19 protein-coding genes are annotated in these 19,127 nt (G+C 71.7%); 9 read left to right on the forward strand and 10 right to left on the reverse strand.

From position 1 onward, the window contains the following. Positions 1 to 6: 6 nt before the first annotated feature. Together AQI88_RS06535 and AQI88_RS06540 are read right to left on the reverse strand one after the other, a co-directional pair. Positions 7 to 750, reverse strand: coding sequence for a zinc ribbon domain-containing protein (locus AQI88_RS06535; RefSeq protein ID WP_079057420.1), 744 nt, complete (start codon positions 748 to 750; stop codon positions 7 to 9). A 14-nt stretch (positions 751 to 764) separates the two neighbouring features. After that, positions 765 to 1,604: a Nif3-like dinuclear metal center hexameric protein gene (locus AQI88_RS06540; protein ID WP_066993250.1), complete on the reverse strand. Its 840-nt coding sequence runs from the start codon at positions 1,602 to 1,604 to the stop codon at positions 765 to 767. Positions 1,605 to 1,792: 188 nt separating this feature from the next. Between AQI88_RS06540 and AQI88_RS06545 the strand changes: the two genes are divergently transcribed. After that, complete coding sequence (locus AQI88_RS06545; protein WP_066993253.1) at positions 1,793 to 2,998, forward strand: hypothetical protein; 1,206 nt, start codon at positions 1,793 to 1,795, stop codon at positions 2,996 to 2,998. Between the two features lie 96 nt (positions 2,999 to 3,094). Next, complete coding sequence (locus tag AQI88_RS46535) at positions 3,095 to 3,253, forward strand: hypothetical protein (protein ID WP_167357444.1); 159 nt, start codon at positions 3,095 to 3,097, stop codon at positions 3,251 to 3,253. Between the two features lie 53 nt (positions 3,254 to 3,306). Here the strand turns inward: AQI88_RS46535 and AQI88_RS06550 are convergent, their stop codons facing one another. Genes AQI88_RS06550 through AQI88_RS06560 form a run of 3 tightly spaced genes read right to left on the reverse strand, consistent with a single transcriptional unit; the run spans position 3,307 to position 6,244 of the window. Further along, positions 3,307 to 4,245, reverse strand: a complete 939-nt coding sequence (locus AQI88_RS06550) for a 3-oxoacyl-ACP reductase (protein WP_066993255.1) — start codon at positions 4,243 to 4,245, stop codon at positions 3,307 to 3,309. Between the two features lie 20 nt (positions 4,246 to 4,265). Next, complete coding sequence (locus AQI88_RS06555; protein WP_066993257.1) at positions 4,266 to 5,342, reverse strand: Zn-dependent alcohol dehydrogenase; 1,077 nt, start codon at positions 5,340 to 5,342, stop codon at positions 4,266 to 4,268. Between the two features lie 26 nt (positions 5,343 to 5,368). Then, the gene (locus AQI88_RS06560) at positions 5,369 to 6,244 is read right to left on the reverse strand and encodes a MaoC/PaaZ C-terminal domain-containing protein (RefSeq protein WP_066993763.1); all 876 of its coding nucleotides are present in this window, start codon (positions 6,242 to 6,244) and stop codon (positions 5,369 to 5,371) included. Positions 6,245 to 6,483: 239 nt separating this feature from the next. Here AQI88_RS06560 and AQI88_RS48450 point away from each other — a divergent pair, with 239 nt between their 5' ends. Beyond that, on the forward strand, positions 6,484 to 6,618 hold the full coding sequence (locus AQI88_RS48450) for a hypothetical protein (protein WP_279616527.1): 135 nt from the start codon (positions 6,484 to 6,486) through the stop codon (positions 6,616 to 6,618). Between the two features lie 16 nt (positions 6,619 to 6,634). Then, complete coding sequence (locus AQI88_RS06565) at positions 6,635 to 7,912, forward strand: sensor histidine kinase (protein WP_167357445.1); 1,278 nt, start codon at positions 6,635 to 6,637, stop codon at positions 7,910 to 7,912. Here AQI88_RS06565 and AQI88_RS06570 read toward each other — a convergent pair. Beyond that, entirely contained in the window at positions 7,890 to 9,458 is a 1,569-nt protein-coding gene (locus AQI88_RS06570; RefSeq protein WP_066993765.1) for an alpha-L-arabinofuranosidase B, read from the reverse strand. The genes AQI88_RS06565 and AQI88_RS06570 overlap by 23 nt on opposite strands. Positions 9,459 to 9,692: 234 nt before the next feature. Between AQI88_RS06570 and AQI88_RS06575 the strand changes: the two genes are divergently transcribed. Beyond that, complete coding sequence (locus AQI88_RS06575) at positions 9,693 to 10,304, forward strand: response regulator (protein ID WP_279616528.1); 612 nt, start codon at positions 9,693 to 9,695, stop codon at positions 10,302 to 10,304. 13 nt (positions 10,305 to 10,317) lie between these two features. Here the strand turns inward: AQI88_RS06575 and AQI88_RS06580 are convergent, their stop codons facing one another. From AQI88_RS06580 to AQI88_RS06595, 4 genes are all read right to left on the reverse strand, one after another. After that, the gene (locus AQI88_RS06580; RefSeq protein ID WP_208615728.1) at positions 10,318 to 11,142 is read right to left on the reverse strand and encodes a hypothetical protein; all 825 of its coding nucleotides are present in this window, start codon (positions 11,140 to 11,142) and stop codon (positions 10,318 to 10,320) included. Then, positions 11,142 to 11,681, reverse strand: coding sequence for a SigE family RNA polymerase sigma factor (locus AQI88_RS06585; protein ID WP_066993262.1), 540 nt, complete (start codon positions 11,679 to 11,681; stop codon positions 11,142 to 11,144). Before AQI88_RS06585 ends, AQI88_RS06580 begins: the two co-directional genes overlap by 1 nt. A 51-nt stretch (positions 11,682 to 11,732) precedes the next feature. Then, on the reverse strand, positions 11,733 to 13,175 hold the full coding sequence (locus AQI88_RS06590) for an MFS transporter (protein WP_107118474.1): 1,443 nt from the start codon (positions 13,173 to 13,175) through the stop codon (positions 11,733 to 11,735). A 75-nt stretch (positions 13,176 to 13,250) separates the two neighbouring features. Then, positions 13,251 to 14,462, reverse strand: coding sequence for a lipid-transfer protein (locus AQI88_RS06595; RefSeq protein WP_066993267.1), 1,212 nt, complete (start codon positions 14,460 to 14,462; stop codon positions 13,251 to 13,253). Between the two features lie 162 nt (positions 14,463 to 14,624). Here AQI88_RS06595 and AQI88_RS06600 point away from each other — a divergent pair, with 162 nt between their 5' ends. From AQI88_RS06600 to AQI88_RS06615, 4 genes are all read left to right on the forward strand, one after another. Then, complete coding sequence (locus AQI88_RS06600) at positions 14,625 to 16,367, forward strand: MFS transporter (protein ID WP_066993270.1); 1,743 nt, start codon at positions 14,625 to 14,627, stop codon at positions 16,365 to 16,367. A gap of 183 nt (positions 16,368 to 16,550) precedes the next feature. Further along, entirely contained in the window at positions 16,551 to 17,216 is a 666-nt protein-coding gene (locus tag AQI88_RS06605; protein WP_066993274.1) for a class I SAM-dependent methyltransferase, read from the forward strand. Between the two features lie 10 nt (positions 17,217 to 17,226). Beyond that, positions 17,227 to 18,165, forward strand: coding sequence for an N-acetylmuramoyl-L-alanine amidase (locus AQI88_RS06610; protein ID WP_079057422.1), 939 nt, complete (start codon positions 17,227 to 17,229; stop codon positions 18,163 to 18,165). A gap of 85 nt (positions 18,166 to 18,250) precedes the next feature. Then, positions 18,251 to 19,123: a hypothetical protein gene (locus AQI88_RS06615; RefSeq protein WP_066993277.1), complete on the forward strand. Its 873-nt coding sequence runs from the start codon at positions 18,251 to 18,253 to the stop codon at positions 19,121 to 19,123. Positions 19,124 to 19,127 lie beyond the last annotated feature (4 nt).

Raw genomic sequence — 19,127 nt, forward strand, 5'->3', positions numbered from 1 at the left:
GCTCCTTTACAGACCCGACTCGGCCGTACGCACCAGGATGCGGCGGCAGTTCTCGCAGCGGACCACCGTGTCCGGCGCCGCCGCGCGGATCTCGCTCAGCTCGGTGATCGCCAGCTCCTGGCGGCAGCCCTGGCAGGTGCGCGCGTACAGCTTGGCCGCGCCGATGCCGCCCTGCTGCTCGCGCAGCTTGTCGTACAGCTTGAGCAGGTCCGCGGGGACGGAGCCGGCGATGACCTCGCGCTGCTTGGTCACCGAGGCGGCCTCGCCGTCGATCTCCTCGAAGGCCGAGTCCCGGCGGGCGCTCGCGTCGTCGATCTTCGACTGCACGGACCCGACCCGCTCGGTCAGCTCGGTCACCCGCTCCTGCGCGGCCTCGCGGCGCTCCATGACCTCCAGGACGACGTCCTCCAGATCGCCCTGGCGCTTGGCGAGGGAGGCGATCTCGTGCTGGAGGTTGGACAGGTCCTTCGGCGAGGTGACCGCGCCGGAGTCCAGGCGCTGCTGGTCGCGGGCGGCGCGCTGGCGCACCTGGTCCACGTCCTGCTCGGCCTTGGTCTGCTCGCGGGCGGTGTCGCTCTCCTCGGTCTGCGCGGCCACGAGGAGGTCGCGCAGCTGCGTCAGGTCCTTGGTCAGCGACTCGATCTCGGCGTGCTCGGGCAGCGACCTCCGCTTGTACGCCAGCTGCTGCAGGCGGACGTCGAGGGCCTGGACGTCGAGGAGTCGGATCTGGTCGGCGGGCGCGGCGTTCAGTTGGGGGCTCCCGGTTAACTAGTCGTGACGGAGGACGCCGCGTGGGCGGTCCAGGGGTCGGTGACCGTCTTGGAGACATGGACCCTGAGGTCCCAGCCATGACGGTCGGAGATCTCGTCGAGCTGGGCTGCGGCCAGCTCGCACCAGGGCCACTCGGTGGCCCAGTGCGCCGCGTCGAGCAGCGCGAGGGGACTGTGCGCCACGGCCTCGGAGGCCGGGTGGTGGCGCAGGTCGGCGGTGAGGAAGGCGTCGACGCCGGCCGCGCGGACCTGGTCGAAGAGGCTGTCGCCGGAGCCGCCGCTGACGGCGACCGTGCGGACGACGGCCTCGGGGTCGCCGGCCACCCGGATGCCCTGCGCGGTGGCGGGCAGCCGCTCGGCGGCCCGGGCGGCCAGCTCGCCGAGGGTCAGGGGGTGGTCCAGTTCGCAGATACGGCCCAGCCCGCGGCGCCCTTCCGGGTCGGTCGGGTCCGGCACGAGGGGTCGTACGACACGCAGGTCGAGCGCACCGGCGAGGGCGTCGCTCACGCCCGGGTCGGCCGTGTCGGCGTTGGTGTGGGCCACGTGCAGGGCGATGTCGTTCTTGATGAGCGTGTGCACCACCCGGCCCTTGAAGGTGGAGGCCGCGACCGTGGTCGTCCCGCGCAGGTAGAGGGGGTGATGGGTGACGAGCAGGTCGGCGCCCAGCTTCACCGCCTCGTCGACGATGTCCTGCACCGGGTCGACGGCGAAGAGGACCCGGGTGACGTCCTGGTCGGGGTCGCCCACGACCGTGCCGACCGCGTCCCAGGACTCGGCCCGCTCGGCGGGCCACAGGGTCTCCAGCGCGGCGATGACTTCAGACAGACGGGGCACGGGGAAAAGGCTACCTGGCTGTTCTGCGGGGCTGTACCGCTGCGCTCACTCGTGGCCCCGCTCAGCACATACGTCTCCGTTCCCTCAGGCGAATCGCTTCTGCGCCACACGTACGTGTGAAGCCCGGGTCCGCCGGTCCCACGCCTGTGCGTGCGAAAACTAGCTTCGTCGCCGGAGGTGACCGAACGATGACGGCCTGTGCGATCGAACCGCCCTCTGTCGGCGGGAACGGTGCGGACGGCGGTGCGCCGGGGACGGGGTGCACCATCACGGCGGACGGCGCGTACGCGGCCCGCCTCGCGCTGAGCGGTGACTCCTGGTTCCCGGAGCGCTGGACCCTGGACGGCCCGGAGCCGTACGCGGTGCCGCTGCCCGGCAACCAGCCGGAGGAGCCCGGCACCCGGGTGCAGCCGATGGCGGACGGGCGGGTGCTGATCCACCGGCTCGTCGCACGGCGGCACGCCTTCTCGCTGCTGTACCCGACCGGCCCCGGCACCGGCGAGCTGCCGCTGGGCGCGGTGGAGTGCCCGGAGCCCGGCACCCGGCTCGGGCTGCTGCCGCCGGCGCCGTGCGGCAGGCGCGCCTACGCCCTCGCCGTCGGTCCGCGCTCCACGGCGGTGTGGCTGGTGGCGGGCGGTTCCTTCGGGCCCGAGCAGCTGGCCGAGGTCCCGGGCCGCTGCTCGGGCGGGGTCTGGCTGGACCGCACCGGGCGACTGCTCGCGCTCGACCGGGAACTGGGCGGGCGCACAAAGACGGTCGTGGTGGACTTGGAGCGCGCCGGAGAGATCTCGCCGCTGCTGCAGATCGCGGACGACAGCAACGACCGGCTGCTGCTGGCCGACCCGGACAGCGGGCTGCTGCTGATCTCCTCGGACGCGCCCTGCCCGGGGCAGGAACGATTGGGCTGGGGGGTCATGGGCAGCACGCTGCCGGTGCGCTTCCTGGAGTGCCTGCGGGTACCGGACTGCGCGGTGACGCCGTTCGCGATCCAGCCGGGGCAGGTGCTGATGCCGGAGAGCTGCGCGGTGGCGCTGCGCATCGACGGGCCCTTCGGCAGCTGGGTCGGCATCTGGCGGCCGGCCGAGCGGCAGGTACGTCATCTGCCCGCGCCCAAGGGGTGGCTGACCGGGGCCGGGCTGTGGACGCGGGACGGGGTGCTGCGGCTGCCGTACGCCACGAGGGAGGTCCCGTGCGGCGTGGCGGAGCTGACGACGCCCAGGGCGGAGACGGGGGGACCGGGGGACGCGGGCCTGGAGGTTCCGGTCCGGGGCGGCACCGCCGCCGGTGCGCCCGAGGTGTCCCGGAAGGCGGCGCAACCGGACCCTCTGGAACCGGTGGCGGCCCGTCCGGTGCCGCTGCAGCAGGCCCCGCTCGGACGACTTGTAACGAACTAGTGGCGGTTGGCGTGTGCGCCTGGATTCGGCCCGTGGTGTGCCGGTTACACTCGCCCGGCTGTACGAAAGATCATATCGACGGGGTGAATTCTTCCGATGAGCGACACCAGCACGACGGAGCAGCTGTCTGCCGACTCTCAGGAGGCTGTCGGCCACGGCCGGCACCGGGGCCCGATCGCGGCCCAGGAGGGTGAGACGACTCCGCACGGCCGGCACCGCAAGCCGGCTGGGGAGATGACCGAGGTGGCTGCCTGACGGTACGAGGAAGAGGGGGTGCCCGTCGTCCGACGGGCACCCCCTCTGTCGTTTCATCCGCGCTTGAGGCCCAGCACTTCCGCGGCGGCGAACGTCTCCCCCGGCGGCCGGTCCGCATAGTGCGGGGTGAGCAGCGCGTCGAGTTCGTCGTAGGTGAACGTCTCCTGCTTGCTGTCGAACTTCGCCTGCACCCGTGGCCGTTCGACGACCGCGACCATGCCGCCGTGGACGACGAGCAGCTGGCCGTTGACCCGGGCGGCCGCGGGCGAGGCCAGATAGCCGACGAGCGGGGCCACATGCTCGGGGGCGAGCGGGTCCAGGCCCTCGTCCGGTTCCTGGAAGCCCGCGAAGACGTCCTCGGTCATCCGGGTCCGGGCCCGCGGGCAGATCGCGTTGGCCGTGACGCCGTACTTGGCGAGGGCGAGCGCCGTGGAGGTGGTCAGGCCGACGATTCCGCCCTTCGCCGCCGCGTAGTTGGGCTGCCCGGCGGAACCGGCGAGGAACGCCTCCGAGGAAGTGTTCACGATCCTCCCGTACACCGGTCCCCCGGCCGCCTTGGACCGCTCGCGCCAGTGTGCGGCCGCGAAGTGGGTGGTGTTGAAGTGTCCCTTGAGGTGGACGCGGATCACCGAGTCCCACTCGTCCTCGGTCATGGAGAAGACCATGCGGTCGCGCAGGATGCCTGCGTTGTTGACGAGGATGTCCAGCTTGCCGAACTCGGCGACGGCCAGGCCGGCCAGTTCGCGGGCCTGTCGGAGGTCGGAGACGTCGCCGGTGTGTGCGACCGCCCGGCCGCCCAGGTCGCGTATCGCGGCGGCGACCTCCTCGGCGGGGCCTGCCGAGGCCTCGCCGGAGCCGTCGCGGCCGCTCTGCCCGTAGTCGTTGACGACGACGGCCGCGCCGAGCCGGGCGAGTTCGAGGGCCTCGGCCCGGCCGAGACCGCGCCCGGCACCGGTGACGACGGCGGACAGCCCCTCAAGTGGCAGTGACATCGGTCAAGTCCTCGGATCTCTCAGATCTCGATGCACGTACGCAGGGCCGTCCCGGTACGCATCTGGTCCAGTGCCTCGTTGATCTCCGCCAGCGGCACCCGGTGGGTGATCAGGCCCTCCAGGTCGACGCGGCCCGCCCGCCACAGGGCGATGGTGCGCTCGTAGGAGTGCAGGACGTCCCCGCCGCCGTACATGGACGGCAGGATCCGCTTCTCGTCGAAGAACAGCTCGAACATGTTGAGCTGGAGGAAGTCGTCCATGGCGCCCGCGCCGACCACGACGAGGGTGCCGCCGCGCCGGGTGTTCTCGTACGCGGTGCGGGCGGTGGCCGACCGGCCGACGACCTCGAAGACGTAGTCGAAGCCCTCGCCGCCGGTGACCTGCTGCTTGGCGTCGGCCAGCTCCTCCGGCGGGACGGCCTTCGTGGCGCCGAAGGTGAGCGCGGACTCGCGCCGGGAGGCGACCGGGTCGACGGCGACGATCTCGGCGGCGCCCTTCAGCCGGGCCCCCTGCACGGCCGCGATGCCGACGCCTCCGCAGCCGATGACGGCGACCGACGAACCGGCCTCCACATCGGCGGTGTTGAGGGCGGCGCCGAGACCCGTCGTCACCCCGCAGCCGATGAGGGCGGCGATGTCGAACGGCACGTCCTCGGGGATGGGCACCGCGCAGCCCGCGTCCACGACGACCTCCTCGGCGAAGGTGCCGGTGCCCGCGAAGCCGAACACGTCACCGCCGGGGCGCTTGAAGTTGGGGGTGCCCGCGTTCATGAACCCGGCCAGGCACAGCTCGGTCTGGCCGCGCTTGCAGGCGGGACAGGCGCCGCAGGCGGGCAGCCAGCAGACGACCACCCGGTCGCCGGGCTTCAAGTGGCCTACGTTCTCGCCGACTTCGAGGATCTCGCCCGCACCCTCGTGGCCGGGCACGAACGGGGCCGGCTGCGGCAGTACCCCGTTCATCGCGGACAGGTCCGAGTGGCACAGCCCGGCGGCCCGCACCCGGACCCTCACCTTGCCGGGGCCAAAGCCCACCGCCTCGATGTCCTCGAGGACCTCCAGCTTGTCCTGGCCGATCTCGTGCAGTACGGCTGCGCGCATGGTGCGGCTCCCCTCGGAGTGCTGACTCAGGAGTGCTGAACGATGGTGTCGGCCAGAACGGGCGCGTCGTTCCTCTCGACGGCACTCACGGCGACCCGGACCTCGCCGCCCTGCTGCCACATCCGGATCCGCAGGGTCTCCCCCGGGAACACGACCCCGGCGAACCGCGTGGTGTACCCGCGCACCCGGCTCACATCCCCGCCGAGCAGCGTGTCCACGACCGCCTTCAGCGTGATGCCGTGGGTGCACAGCCCGTGCAGGATGGGCCGGTCGAACCCGGCGAGCTTGGCGAACTCGGGGTCGGCGTGCAGCGGGTTGTGGTCGCCACAGAGGCGGTAGAGCAGGGCCTGGTCGGCGCGGATCGGCCGCTCGGCGGTCCGGTCGGGTTCGCCGGTGGGCGGCTCCGGGCGGGCAGCGGGGCCGCGGTCGCCACCCCAGCCGCCTTCCCCCCGTACGAAGATCTGCGCGTCGTTGGTCCACAGCGGACCCTCGGCGTCGGCGACTTCGGTGCGCATGACGAGGACGGCGGCCTTGCCCTTGTCGTACACGGCGGCGATGCGGCCGGTGGCGGTGGCGGTGCCCTCGGCCGGGATGGGCCGGTGGATCTCCAGACTCTGACCGCCGTGCAGGACCTTCGCCAGGTCGACGTCGATGCCGGGCATGGACAGGCCGCTGATCACACCGGGCGAGCCGGCGCCGGCGACGGTGGCGAAGCTCGGCAGGACGTGCAGCCGGGACTCCAGGGTGTAGCGCAGCTCGTCGGGATCGGTGGCGGGGCTGTCCTTGTCCGGGTTGGCGCCGGCGCCGATGCCGAGGTGGTAGAGCTGGACGTCCTTGGCGGTCCAGCTGATCTCGCCGGTCCGGGGCTCGGCGGCGAGGGCCAAGGCTTCGTCGATGGGCATGGGGCTCCTGACGGGTCTCAAGACCTCGGTGCGGACGTCCGCACCGTCGGCCGCACCGAGGTCGTCCACGGGGCGGATCTAGAACGCGTTCCAGTCCGGCGCCCCCTGTATAGCCCAGCACCCCGCAGTTGTGAAGGCTCCTGACGCTGTGTCAGGTGGCGTGGCGGTGACATTTGTACTGCCCGAGTGCGGACATCCGCATCTGCCGGGGACAGGGCCGGATCCCTAACGTCGTAGCCATGACACAGACGCAGCGCGCCGTCGGCTACCGGCCGACCGGGCCCTCGGTGCGATCATCGTGGCTGACCATCCTGCTGCCGGCGTTCGGTTCGTACGCTGTGCTGCCGCACCGCCGTCGGGCGGGCACCATCTGATCGGGGGAACAGAGACATGTCGTGGTGGACGGAGACAAGACGCCGCATCCAGGCCCTGCGGGAGGCGCGTGCCCGCTGGCAGGCGGACATGGAGCGCTTCAGGACCGCGCAGAAGGCGGCCCGGAAGAACGGGGACGCACCGGCCGTCGATCACCCGGGCCCGCCGCCCACCGGCTTCGCCCTGCTCCCCTGGCTGCTGATGGGCATGGGGTCCTTCTCCAACCTGCTCCAGGGCAAGACCCCCAACCCATGGATCGGCGCCCTGGGCCTGCTGGCCTTCAACTCCCTGTACGTCTACGTCACCTTCCGCTCCTTCGAGCGGGAGAAGCGCGAGGCGGTCTCCACCCGGGTGGCGCTGCTGCTGATGGGCCTGCTGACCACGGGCCTGGCGATCGGGTACGGCGGCAACTGGCTGATGTTCTTCCCGCTGCTGGGCCTGGCGACCGGCGCCACCCTGCGCGGCCCCTGGCTGGGCCGCACCGGCGTGCTGCTCTCGATGTACGCGGCGGCTGTCTCCGGTGTCCGCGACGGATGGGGAGACGCGACGAACATCGGCTACGCGACGTTCCTGTCGAGCATGGTGACCGCCGCGATCCTCGGCCTGTCCGAGGCCGTGCGGGAGCTGCGCGCCGCACGGGAGGAGCTGGCCCGGCGGGCGGTGGAGAAGGAGCGGCTGCGCTTCTCCCGCGACCTGCACGACCTGCTCGGGCACACCCTGTCGGTGATCGTGGTGAAGTCGGAGGCGGCCCGGCGGCTGGCCCCGCGCGACATGGACGCGGCGCTGACGCAGATCGGTGACATCGAGTCGGTGGGCCGGCAGGCCCTCACCGAGATCCGCGAGGCGGTGACCGGCTACCGCGAGGGCAGCCTGGCCACCGAGCTGACCCGGGCCCGCTCGGCACTGTCCGCGGCGAGCCTGGAGCCGGTGGTGCGCCAGTCCGGGACGCCGCTGGCCCCGCAGACCGCGGCGCTGCTCGGCTGGGTGGTGCGCGAGGCGGTCACCAACGTCGTCCGGCACAGCGACGCCACCCGCTGCGAGATCACCGTCCACAGCACCGCCGACCGGGCCCGGCTCACCGTCACCGACAACGGCACCGGCAAGGCCGTCACCCACGCCCGGGAGGGCATCGGCGGCACCGGCCTGAAGGGGCTGACCGAGCGCCTCGCGGCGGCAGGCGGCTCCCTCACGGCCGGCCCGTCGCCGCGCGGCGGCTTCACGGTCACCGCCGAACTCCCGGTGGAACCGGCGGAACTGACCGCGGTGGGAGCGGCTACGGCGCCCAGGGCGAGCTGACCGCCCAGCTCACGTCGTTGCTCCACGAGGTGCTGCTGTCCCAGGCGTTGGAACCGCCGTTGCTCGCTAGGTAGACGTTGCTGTTGTAGTGGCGCAGGTATTTCGTCGGGTAGTTGTACGAGGCGAACGAGGTGCCCGTGCCGCTCTTGCCGGTCTGTGGGCAGAAGGTGGCGTCGGACCGGAACTGGCTGGTGCCGTCCATGGGCTGCCGGTAGAGCCGGTAGTCGAAGTGGCGCAGGAAGTCACCGGGGTAGTTCCGCGACTCGAAGGAGACACAGGAGCTGTCGGCGAGCCCCCGGCGCACGATCCACGTCGCGTCGTTCTTGTCGAGGGACGAACTGCCCGACGCCACCGGGGAGATGACGGCCGCGTTGTTCTGGTGGCGGATGTAGTCGGTGGTGCAGCAGGACGTCGTCGCGCGCAGCGAGATCTCCGAGCCGGCGTTCAGCGTGCCGGTGCTGCCGGTCGGGCCGCCGTAGCCGGCGGAGACGATGTCGGCCTGGACGGCGTTGTCGGCGGCGTCCGTCGGGATGCCCGAGGTCATCACGCCTTCGAAGAAGGACCCGATGGAGCCGTTGCTGTTGTCACCGCCGGTGCCGAGGACGATCGCGCCCTCCTGGTGCATCGGCGAGTAGCCGCTCGCGGTCGGCTCGCCACCGGAATAGGTGGTGGTAAGTCCGCCGTTCTGCGCATTGCCGTATTTCAGCGCGAAATGGTTCTGACCGTTGTTCTTCAGCAGCGCCGTCACGAACGGCAGCGGTCCGGTGCCGGTGTTGGACGTGTTCTTGCTGTACCCGGCGTCGGACTGGAACAGCCCGTTCTCCAGGTCGGCCTGCACCCAGGGTCCCTGCCCGTAGCACGGGGAGAACCAGCACTCGGTGCCGAAGTTGATGGCGTCCATGTGGCCGTTGCCGGTGTCCTTGTTGTTGGTCTCGGCGTTGCCGTAGTCGAAGCAGCAGGAGCCGTTGACGTGGGTGCCGGAGGTCACCATGTACATCCCCTCGGCCTGCCCGTTGACGGCCACGCCCGAGGTGGAGTTGTCCCGGTAGCCCATGCCGGCGGAGATCTCCAGGCCGTAGACCTGGTGCCCGCCGACGGTCACCGGCAGGGCGTCCGCGGGCGCCCCCACATCGGCCGCGCCGGCCCCGCCCGCGCCCTCGACGGTGAGGTGGTTGTGGCGCGGGGACTGGTCGTATATCTCGGTGATGATGCAGGTCGTACCGGAACAGAAGGAGTCCTGGGCGGCCGCGTTGGCATACCCGCCGGCCGACAGCAGGCCGATGTTCGCGGTGGCGCCGTCGGAGGCCCGCTTCACCTGGTAGAGCGAGCCGTTGTACGACGAGTACAGCGCGCGGACGAGGCTGTGCGCGGCGACGCATGGCGTGCCCGCGGCGGCGTAGACGTCGCAGGGCAGCGAGCTCGCGGCGGCGGCCTGCGGGGCGCCGACGCCGACGACGAGCGCGGCGACGGTCGCGAGGGTGGCGAGCACGGAGAGGGCGGCGCTGCGGAGCCGCCGTGGACATGAGCGCAGAAGTCTGGGGAACACGGGCACCTCTTCGGTTCCTGGTAGGGCGGTGCGGGGGGACGGCCGGATTGGTCGATATACCGAACGTCGTTCGATCGAAATGCCGAACCTATGAGACGTCGAAATACCGAACGAATACCGGAAATGCAGAGGCGATTGTTTGCGCACCACCGATGGCCGTCAACCCCCGCGGACCCGATCAATGACGAGTCTTTAATTGACGGCCCTTTGGCCGCCCTTGGCTACGCTGGGGCCGTGAAGAACATCCGAGTCCTGCTCGCCGAGGACCAGGGCATGCTGCGCGGCGCCCTCGCCCTGCTGCTCGGCATGGAGGACGACATCGAGGTGGTCGCCCAGGTCTCGACCGGCGACGCGATCGTCCAGGCCGCGCTGCTGCACCGGCCGGACGTGGCGCTGCTGGACATCGAACTCCCGGGCATCAGCGGCCTGGACGCGGCGGCCGAGCTGCGCGAACAGGCACCCGACTGCCGGGTGCTGATCCTGACCACCTTCGGCCGGCCCGGCTATCTGCGCCGGGCCATGGAGGCCGGAGCGGCCGGCTTCCTCGTCAAGGACGGACCGGTGGCGGAGCTGGCCCAGGCGATCCGGCGCGTGCTCACCGGGGAGACCGTGGTCGATCCGGCGCTGGCCGCGGCCGCGCTCAGCGCCGGGCCGAACCCGCTGACGGCCCGGGAGTGCGAGGTGCTCAAGGCCTCCGCGGACGGGGCGACGGCCGCCGACGTCGCCGCGAAGCTCCATCTGTCCGAGTCCACGGTCCGCAACTACCTGTCCTCCGCCATCGGCAAGACGGGCACGCGGAACCGGGCGGAGGCGGTGCGGGAGGCCCGGCAGCAGGGGTGGCTGTGACCTCCCGGGGCTCCTACTTCGTCACCTCGGCCGTCTTGGCGCCGGTCCTTTCGGGTGCCACGCACACGAACCAGTTCGCCGTCGGATACCCCGCGACCGGCACGATCGCCGGCTTCGGAAGGTTGTGTTCGTAGACGACCGGGCCCCTCTTCACGAGGGTCGTCGTGCCGTCCTTCCAGAAGCAGGTGACCTCCCGAGCGGTCTTGGCGACCGCCCCGACCGCCACGCGGTCCCCGTGCGGATCGCTCGTGTCGTCCAGGGGATTGGTGGCGAACTGCAGGTCCCTGCCCGACAGCCGCTCCAGCTTCTGCCGCGAGTCGAACAGGAACTGCCGAGGGCGCTGGCTGCCGTACTTCCGGGTCACGAAGTACGAGGTCTTGCCGATCAGCGCGGCGGGCTTGTCGTCCACCGGCTCGATGCCCCGCGCGGCCATGGCGTCGTACTGCCGGGCCGCCTCGTCCTCGTTCCGGGGCGCTCCCCACACCTGCATGTCGACGTACCAGGGCTTCCCCTTGAACATGCCCCGCGACAGCTCGGTCTCCTGCGGCTCGTACACATGCCGTGCCTCGGGCGAGGCCGGCGGGTTCGCCACGTTCGCCTGCCGGTCCGCGTGCCCGCCGCCCGGCAGCCCGGTCACCGCCAGGGCGCCCGTCGTCCCGGCCACCACCAGCGCCGTGGCGGAGGCCACCGCCCAGCGCCGCGCCCTGCGCCGCCGTCCGCCGCGGATGACCGCCTGCACCGGGGCCGCACCGATCTCGACCTCGTCCGCGGCGTCCGCGAGGAGGAAGGCGATGTCCGTCTGGCTCATGTCGTGGTTCCCGTTCCGGTCCGCGCTCATCACTTCCGCCCTCCCTGTGTCACCGTCTCGGCCAGTCCCTCTACGGCGCGGAGCTTGGCGATCCCCTTGGCCGCGTTGCTCTTGACCGTGCCGACCGAGCAGCCCATCGCCTCCGCCGCCTGGGTCTCCGTCAGGTCCTCCCAGTAGCGCAGCACCACCGCCTCCCGTTGCCGCGCGGGCAGCTGGGCGAGCGCCTTGAGCAGGGCACTGCGGTCGTCGGCCTGCGCGATCCGGTCGCCCGTGTCGGGCACCTCGTGCGCCAGGCCCGAGTCGTCCCTCGGCGCCAGGAACTCCTTGAGCCGTCTTCTGTGCCTGCGCGCATGCGCGTTGATCATCACGCGCCGTACGTACGCCTCCGGGTCGTCGGCCGAGCCGACCCTGCGCCAGTTCACATAGACCTGTTCGAGCGTCGACTGGACCAGGTCCTCCGCGGCGTGCTGCTCCCCCGTGAGGAGAAAAGCCGTACGCATCAGCCGCGGCCAGCGGCCGGTCATGAAGCTCTGGAACTCCTCGTCCCGAGCCTGCTTCCGATCCCCCATGGGCACCTCCTAGATGTCAAAAGGAGTCCACGGGCCGCCCGGACCGTTGCCTCAGTTCACGGAACTCGCGGAAATTTTCCTCGGCAGCCACAGCAGCATCAGCACCGCCCCGCCCAGCAGCACCCCGGTCCCCGCCCGGAACGCCAGCGCGTACCCCTCGGTCAGAGCCTCGGCGCCGCTCCCGACGTGCGCCGTACGCGCCGCCGCGATGGTCGACATGACCGCGAGCCCCAGCGAACCGCCCATCGTGCGCGAGGTGTTGACCAGACCGGACACCAGCCCGGCGTCCGAGGGCTGCGCCCCCGACGTGGCGAGCGCGGCCAGCGGCGTCGCCGAGAGCCCGGCGCCCAGCATCATGAGGATCCCCGGGAACATGATGGAGGTCAGGTAGGCGCCGTGGGCGGTCATGGTCGACTGCCACGCGAACCCGGCGGCCGCCACCAGCGCCCCCAGCACGGCCAGGTTGCGGGCGCCCAGCGTCGGCAGGTAGCGGGGCGCCAGCTTGGAGCCGAGCACCACCGCGAGCGAACTGGGCACCAGCGCGAGTCCGGCGCCCAGCGGCGAGTAGCCGAGCACGTTCTGCGCGTACAGCGTCATGAAGAACCACATGCAGAACATCGCCGAACCGCTCAGGAACATCGCCGTGTTCGCCGACGCCACCGAGCGCAGCCGGAACAGTCCGAGCGGCATCAGCGGGGCCGCCGTGCGGGCCTCGACGGCGAGGAACGCGCCGACCAGCGCGAGTCCGGCGGCCAGCGGCACCAGCGTGGCCGCAGCCGTCCACCCCTCGGCCTCGGTCTGCGAGATGCCGTAGGCCAGCGTCGCCAGACCCGCCGTCACCAGCAGCGCGCCCGGCAGGTCGAGCCGCCGCCCGTCCCCCGCCCGGCTCTCCGTCAGCCACCGCAGCGAGCCGGCCAGCACCACCGCACCGATGGGCACGTTGATCAGCAGCACCCAGCGCCAGGACAGCGTGTCCACCAGCACCCCGCCGACCAGTCCGCCCGCGGCCCCGCCGCCGGCGCCCACCGCGGTCCAGGTGGCGATCGCCCGCGCCCGGGCCGGTCCCTCGGGCACCGCCGCCGTCAGCAGCGTCAGCGTCGAGGGCGCGAGCACCGCCGCGCCCAGCCCCTGCACGGCCCGCGCCACCAGCAGCTGCCAGCCCTCCTGGGCGAGCCCGCCGCCCAGCGAGGCCAGCGTGAACAGGCCGAGCCCGACCAGGAACATCCGCTTGCGGCCGTAGAGGTCACCGGCCCGCCCGCCGAGCAGCATGAACCCGGCGAAGGCGATGGCGTACGCGTTCACCACCCACTGGAGACCGGACGCGCTCAGCCCGAGGTCCGTGCGCATCGACGGCAGGGCGACGTTCACCACCGACACATCGAGTATGACGAGGAACTGTCCGGCGCAGGCCAGCGCCACCACCAGCCAGGTGGGAGGCGTGAGGCGGCGGGATATGAGGGGCGAGGTGTCGGCGGCATCAAGCATGGGTGTCATGCTCTCAACCCGGTTACGGTCCTTGCATCGGCATTTCGGACCACCCGTTCCTGGGCCCTACGGCCTACACCCGGGCTACGCCGCCCGCAGCAGGGTCACCACCGCCGCGCCGCCCAGACCGATGTTGTGGGCGAGGCCCACCCGGGCCCCGGGCACCTGCCGCTCGCCCGCCTCGCCGCGCAGCTGCCAGACCAGCTCGGCGGCCTGGGCGAGGCCCGTCGCACCCAGTGGGTGACCCTTGGAGATCAGCCCGCCGGACGGGTTCACCACCCAGCGGCCGCCGTAGGTCGTCGCCCCGGACTCCACGAGCTTGCCGGACTCGCCGGCCGGGCACATGCCGAGCGCCTCGTAGGTCAGCAGTTCGTTGACGGAGAAGCAGTCGTGCAGCTCCACGACGTGCACGTCCTCGATGCCGAGCCCGGCCCGCTCGTACACCTGCCGGGCCGCCTCGCGGGACATGGGCTGCCCGACGACGTCGATACAGGAGCCGGACGCGAAGGACTCCTCGGTGTCCGTGGTCATGGCCTGGGCGACGATCTCGACGAGGCCGGTCAGGGAGCGTTCCGCGGCGAACCGCTCCGAGACCACCACGGCCGCCGCCGCGCCGTCCGAGGTCGGCGAACACTGGAGCTTGGTCAGCGGCCGGTGCACCGTGCGCGCGGCGAGGATGTCGGCCACCTCGTACACGTCCCGGAACTGGGCGTAGGGGTTGTGCGCCGAGTGGCGGTGGTTCTTGGCGGCGACGGCGGCGAGCTGCGCCTCGGTGGTGCCGTACTTCTCCATGTGCTCGCGGGCCGCGTCACCGAAGATCTGCGCGGTCGGCGGGGTCATCTCGAAGCCGTGCCGGGCGGCCATGATCCCGTAGTGCCGGGCGACCGGGGAGGTCGAGCTCCAGTCATCTGCGGCTCCGCCGCGGGCTCCTCCGTCGGCCCCTCCCCCGAGCGCGCCCTTCTTCATCTTCTCGAAGCCCAGCGCCAGCACGCAGTCCGAGGTCCCGCTCTCGACCAGCTGCCGGGCCAGCATCAGCGCGGTGGCGCCGGTCGCGCAGTTGTTGTTGACGTTGTAGACGGGGATGCCGGTCAGGCCGAGTTCGTACGCGGCGCGCTGGCCGGCGGTGGAGGGCTGGAAGCAGTAACCGACGGGAACCTGTTCCACATCGGCGTACGCGATGCCGGCATCCGCGAGTGCCGCGCTTCCCGCCTCCCGCACCATGTCCCAGTACTGCCAGTCCCTGGTCTCGGGCTTCTCGAAACGGGTCATTCCGACCCCGGCGACATAGGCCTTCATGGCGCGCCAGATTAGAACGTGTTCCACTGACGCGCCAGCACCTGACGGCAGATCAGAAACCCATGGATCGGTCAAGGATTCATTAGAGGCCCGAAGCAACGGAATAGTTGCCTGTGCATACGAGGTTTACCCGGCACTTATTCACGCGGGAGGCCTCACTCAATGACCCACACGACGACCGACCAGCCCGACCGGAGGGCAAGCGGGGCCGTGGTCCCGGTGCTCGCCTTCGCGGGCATCGTGGTCGCGGTGATGCAGACCCTGCTCGTGCCGGTCATCAAGGACCTGCCGCAGCTGCTGGACACCGCCCCCAGCAACGCCACCTGGGTCCTCACCTCGACCCTCCTGTCCGGCGCCGTGGCCACCCCGATCATGGGCCGGCTCGGCGACCTCTACGGCAAGCGCCGCATGCTGATCCTCAGCCTCGCCGTGATGGTGGTCGGCGCCCTGGTCAGCGCGCTCACCAGCCAGCTGCTCACGATGATCGCGGGCCGTACCCTCCAGGGCTTCGCCATGGGCGCGATCCCGCTGGGCATCGGCCTGATGCGGGACATGCTGCCGCGCGAGAAGCTCGGCTCGGCGATGGCCCTGATGAGCTCCTCGATCGGCGTCGGCGGCGGCCTCGCGCTGCCCGCCGCGGCCCTGGTCGCGCAGCACATGGACTGGCACGCCCTGTTCTACGGCGCCGCAGGACTCGGCGTCCTCTCCATCGTCCTGACCCTCCTCGTCGTACCGGAGTCCCCGATGCGCGCCGAGGGCTCCTTCGACGTGCTCGGCGCGCTCGGCCTGTCCACCGGCCTGGTCCTGCTCCTGCTGCCCATCACCAAGGGCAGCGACTGGGGCTGGTCCTCCGGTACGACGCTCGGTCTGTTCGCCGCGTCCGTCGTCGTCCTCCTCCTGTGGGGCCTGTACGAGCTGCGCATCCAGGCCCCGCTGGTCGACCTGCGCACCACCGCCCGCCGCGAGGTGCTGCTCACCAACCTCGCCTCGATCATGGTCGGCGTCAGCTTCTACGTCGTCTCGCTCGTCCTGCCCCAGCTGCTCCAGCTGCCCGCCGCGACCGGCTACGGCCTCGGCCAGTCCATGGTCGTCGCGGGGCTGTGCGTGGCCCCGCTGGGCCTGACGATGATGTTCACGGCGCCGGTGTACGCCCGGCTGTCCGCCCGCTACGGCCCGAAGACCACCCTCATCATCGGCCTGCTGATCATCGCGATCGGCTACGGCGGCGGCCTCGGCCTGATGGACGCGGCCTGGCAGACCATCGTCACGTCCGTGGTCCTGGGCGCGGGCATCGGCCTCGCCTACTCCTCCCTCCCCGCGCTGATCGTCGGCGCGGTCCCGGCCTCGGAAACCGGCGCGGCCAACGGCCTGAACACGCTGATGCGGTCCATCGGTACGTCCGTCTCCAGCGCCGTCATCGGCATGGTGCTGGCCAACACGGCGAACAACGTGGGCGGGATCGAGATCCCGACCATGCACGGCTTCCGCGTCTCCTTCCTGATCGCCACCGCCGCCGTCGCGGTGGGCCTGCTGCTCGCGGTGTTCCTGCCGAAGCCCGGCCGCCCGGCTCAGCACACGCAGCTGCGGGCGAGCAGTGAGGAAGATGCTGTGCTGGAGCAGGCCGAGGAGGTGCTGCGGGGCTTCCGGGGCCGGGTGCTGGACGCCACCGGCACTCCGGTGGCCCGAGCCAAGGTCACGCTGATCGACCGGCGGGGCCGCCAGGCGGGGGCGACCCTCTCCGAGGCGGACGGCAGCTATGCCCTCGCGGTGCCGGCCGAGGGTGCGTATGTGCTGGCCGCACGGGCCTTTGGTCATGGGCCGCTTGCGTCGTCCGCGACGCACTCCGGAGAGGAGCGGGCGATTGACCTGGACCTGTCTCTGCCTGGGGACACGGTGACTGCATAGCGCCTACTGGGGTGCCACGTGGGCCGTCCGGCGTCTGCGGGCCGTCGTGGCTGGTCGCGCCCGCGCGGCGGAGCCGCATATCGACACAGCCCCGCGCCCCTTTGTACGCACCCCCTGTCACATAAGTGGCCGGGGGTGCGGCAGCATGGGCGGTCGGACAGTCGTACGACCGAAAGGTGCCCCATGCCCGGCCCCGCACCCAAGCCCGAGATCCTGGCCGCGTTCGAGGCGGCGAAGGGGTTCATGCCCGTGGACGAGGGGCTGGCGCTGTATGCGGCGGCGGCGGAGGCAGGGCGGCTGGGGCTGCCGCTGCTGGAGGTCGGGACGTACTGCGGACGGTCCACCATCCTGCTCGCCGACGCGGCCCGCGAGGCCGGTGTCACCGCGCTCACCGTCGACCACCACCGGGGCAGCGAGGAGCAGCAGCCGGGCTGGGACTACCACGACCCGGAGACCGTGGACCCCGAGATCGGCCTGATGGACACGCTGCCGGCCTTCCGCCGGACCCTGCACAAGGCGGGCCTGGAGGAGCACGTGGTGGCGCTGGTCGGCCGCTCGCCGCAGATCGCGGCGATCTGGAACTCCCCGCTCGGCCTCGTCTTCGTCGACGGCGGCCACACCGACGAGCACGCGAACGCCGACTACGAGGGCTGGGCGCCCCACGTGGCCGCAGGCGGCCTGCTCGTCATCCACGACGTCTTCCCCGACCCCGAGGACGAGTTCACCGGCCAGGCGCCGTACCGCGTCTATCTGAGGGCCCTGGAGTCGGGCGCGTTCACGGAGGTCTCGGTGGCCGGGTCGCTGCGGGTCCTGCAGCGAACGGAAGCGGGGATCCGGGCCCACGGTTAGAGTCGCAGTCGTGTCGTACGTAGGCCCTGACTTCGATCCCCCGCAGCCCCGTCGGCCCCGGCGCGGCCCGCTGACCGTCGCGCTCGCCGCGCTCGTGCCCGGTGCGCTGCTGGGCTGGCTGGTGTACGAGGCGGTGGGCGGCTCGGGCACGGCGGGTGCGCGGGCCTCCGTGGCCTCGCCGAGCACGGCGAAGCCCTGGTCGGCCCCCGCCACGGACGACGCCAAGAAGCGGGGCTCGACGCCCACCGGCTCCGCCCCCGCCGGCTCCGGTCCCCTCAAGGGCAAGGTCGTCGTCATCGACCCGGGCCACAACCCCGGCAACTTCCGGCACGCGGCCGAGATCAACCGCCAGGTGGACATCGGCACGAACAAGAAGGAGTGCGACACCACCGGCACGTCCACCAACAGTGGTTACACCGAGGCGCAGTTCACCCTCGACGTCGCCCACCGGCTGCGTGCGGTCCTGGAGAAGCAGGGCGCCACGGTGAAACTGACCCGTGACGGGGACAGCCCGCCCTGGGGTCCGTGCGTGGACGAGCGGGCCCGAATCGGGAACACCGCGCACGCGGACGCCGCCATCTCCCTCCACGCCGACGGTTCGGCCGAGGGCGACCGGGGCTTCCACGTCATCCTCCCGGCGTCCGTGCACGCCGGCGCCGCCGACACCCGCCCGATCGTGGGCCCTTCCCGCGACCTCGGCGAGCGCGTCGCGGGCAACTTCCTGCGCGTCACGGGCGAGCCCCCCTCCAACTACGTGGGCGACGGTACCGGTCTCGTCACACGTCGGGATCTGGGCGGTCTCAATCTGTCGACAGTCCCCAAGGTGTTCATCGAGTGCGGCAACATGCGCGATAGCAAGGACGCGGCACTGCTGACCAGTGGCGCCTGGCGGCAGAAGGCCGCGCAAGGGATCTCTGAGGGAATCGTGAGTTTCCTGCGCGGGTCCTGACCGGCGGGCGGAACCGACCGGACAGCAGGATCTTGCGGACGATAGTGTCTACCGACGACGAGACGACCGACGAAGGACCTTTGAAGTGAATATCCGCTCCCTCACTAGAGGCGACGGCGTGGTGATCGGAGCAGCGGTGTTGCTGTTCATCGCGTCGTTCCTCGACAACTACTCGATCGACGGGGCATCGGACAGCCTCAACCTCCCGAACCTGTGGGTCAGCGGACCGATTCTGCTCAGCGTCGTCCTGGCGGGGGTCATCGGCGCTGCGCTCGTCGTCTTCGCCCGGACCGCGCCGCAGCCGCTCAAGGTGGCGGGCCTGGACCTCGGCCAGTTCGGTGTGGCGTTCACCGTCTTCGCCGCGTGGAGCGCCCTCGGCAACGTCATCGACCCGGCCGGCGGCGCGAACAACATCGGCGAAGTCTCCGACAAGGGGCCGAGCGCCGGCACGGGCCTGGTCCTCGCGCTCATCGCCACCGTGGTCATGGCGGCTGCCGCCATCGCCACCCCGATCGCACCCGCCCTGCAGGCCTCGCTGATCCCGGCCGCCAAGCCGGCCGCCCCGCAGCCCTACAGTGCCCAGCCGCCCGGTGGTTACGGCTACCCGGGTGCCCCCCAGCCGCAGCAGCCGTACGGTGCCCAGCCGCAGCCGGGGCAGCCGTTCGGGCAGCCGGGCGCGGGTGCGCCGGGTGCTCCGGGTGCTCCGGGTGCTCCGGCCCCGCAGGGCGCCGCTCCGGCGCCGCAGCCGGCCGCTGCCGCGGACTTCTCGCCGTTCTGGTTCGCCGTGCCGGTGACCCGGCCGCTGTTCGCGGAGGACGGCTCGCCGACCCCGATCGCCGAACTGGCGCCGGGCACCTGGTACCTGGCGGTCGAGCAGCGCGGGGCGCAGCTGATCGCACAGACCCAGGACGGCCGCCGCGGTGTGCTCCAGGACACCTCCGGGATCCAGCGCGGCTGACGCA

The sequence above is a fragment of the Streptomyces cellostaticus genome (assembly GCF_001513965.1).
GTDB lineage: Bacteria > Actinomycetota > Actinomycetes > Streptomycetales > Streptomycetaceae > Streptomyces > Streptomyces cellostaticus.

Excerpts from the sequence above, each read along its gene's own strand:
- AQI88_RS06545 (WP_066993253.1), top strand. The coding sequence starts at position 1,793 with ATGACGGCCTGTGCGATCGAACCGCCCTCTGTCGGCGGGAACGGTGCG.
- AQI88_RS46535 (WP_167357444.1), top strand. The coding sequence starts at position 3,095 with ATGAGCGACACCAGCACGACGGAGCAGCTGTCTGCCGACTCTCAGGAG.
- AQI88_RS06550 (WP_066993255.1), bottom strand. The coding sequence starts at position 4,245 with ATGTCACTGCCACTTGAGGGGCTGTCCGCCGTCGTCACCGGTGCCGGG.
- AQI88_RS06555 (WP_066993257.1), bottom strand. The coding sequence starts at position 5,342 with ATGCGCGCAGCCGTACTGCACGAGATCGGCCAGGACAAGCTGGAGGTC.
- AQI88_RS06560 (WP_066993763.1), bottom strand. The coding sequence starts at position 6,244 with ATGCCCATCGACGAAGCCTTGGCCCTCGCCGCCGAGCCCCGGACCGGC.
- AQI88_RS48450 (WP_279616527.1), top strand. The coding sequence starts at position 6,484 with ATGACACAGACGCAGCGCGCCGTCGGCTACCGGCCGACCGGGCCCTCG.
- AQI88_RS06565 (WP_167357445.1), top strand. The coding sequence starts at position 6,635 with ATGTCGTGGTGGACGGAGACAAGACGCCGCATCCAGGCCCTGCGGGAG.
- AQI88_RS06580 (WP_208615728.1), bottom strand. The coding sequence starts at position 11,142 with ATGAGCGCGGACCGGAACGGGAACCACGACATGAGCCAGACGGACATC.
- AQI88_RS06585 (WP_066993262.1), bottom strand. The coding sequence starts at position 11,681 with ATGGGGGATCGGAAGCAGGCTCGGGACGAGGAGTTCCAGAGCTTCATG.
- AQI88_RS06590 (WP_107118474.1), bottom strand. The coding sequence starts at position 13,175 with ATGACACCCATGCTTGATGCCGCCGACACCTCGCCCCTCATATCCCGC.
- AQI88_RS06595 (WP_066993267.1), bottom strand. The coding sequence starts at position 14,462 with ATGAAGGCCTATGTCGCCGGGGTCGGAATGACCCGTTTCGAGAAGCCC.
- AQI88_RS06600 (WP_066993270.1), top strand. The coding sequence starts at position 14,625 with ATGACCCACACGACGACCGACCAGCCCGACCGGAGGGCAAGCGGGGCC.
- AQI88_RS06605 (WP_066993274.1), top strand. The coding sequence starts at position 16,551 with ATGCCCGGCCCCGCACCCAAGCCCGAGATCCTGGCCGCGTTCGAGGCG.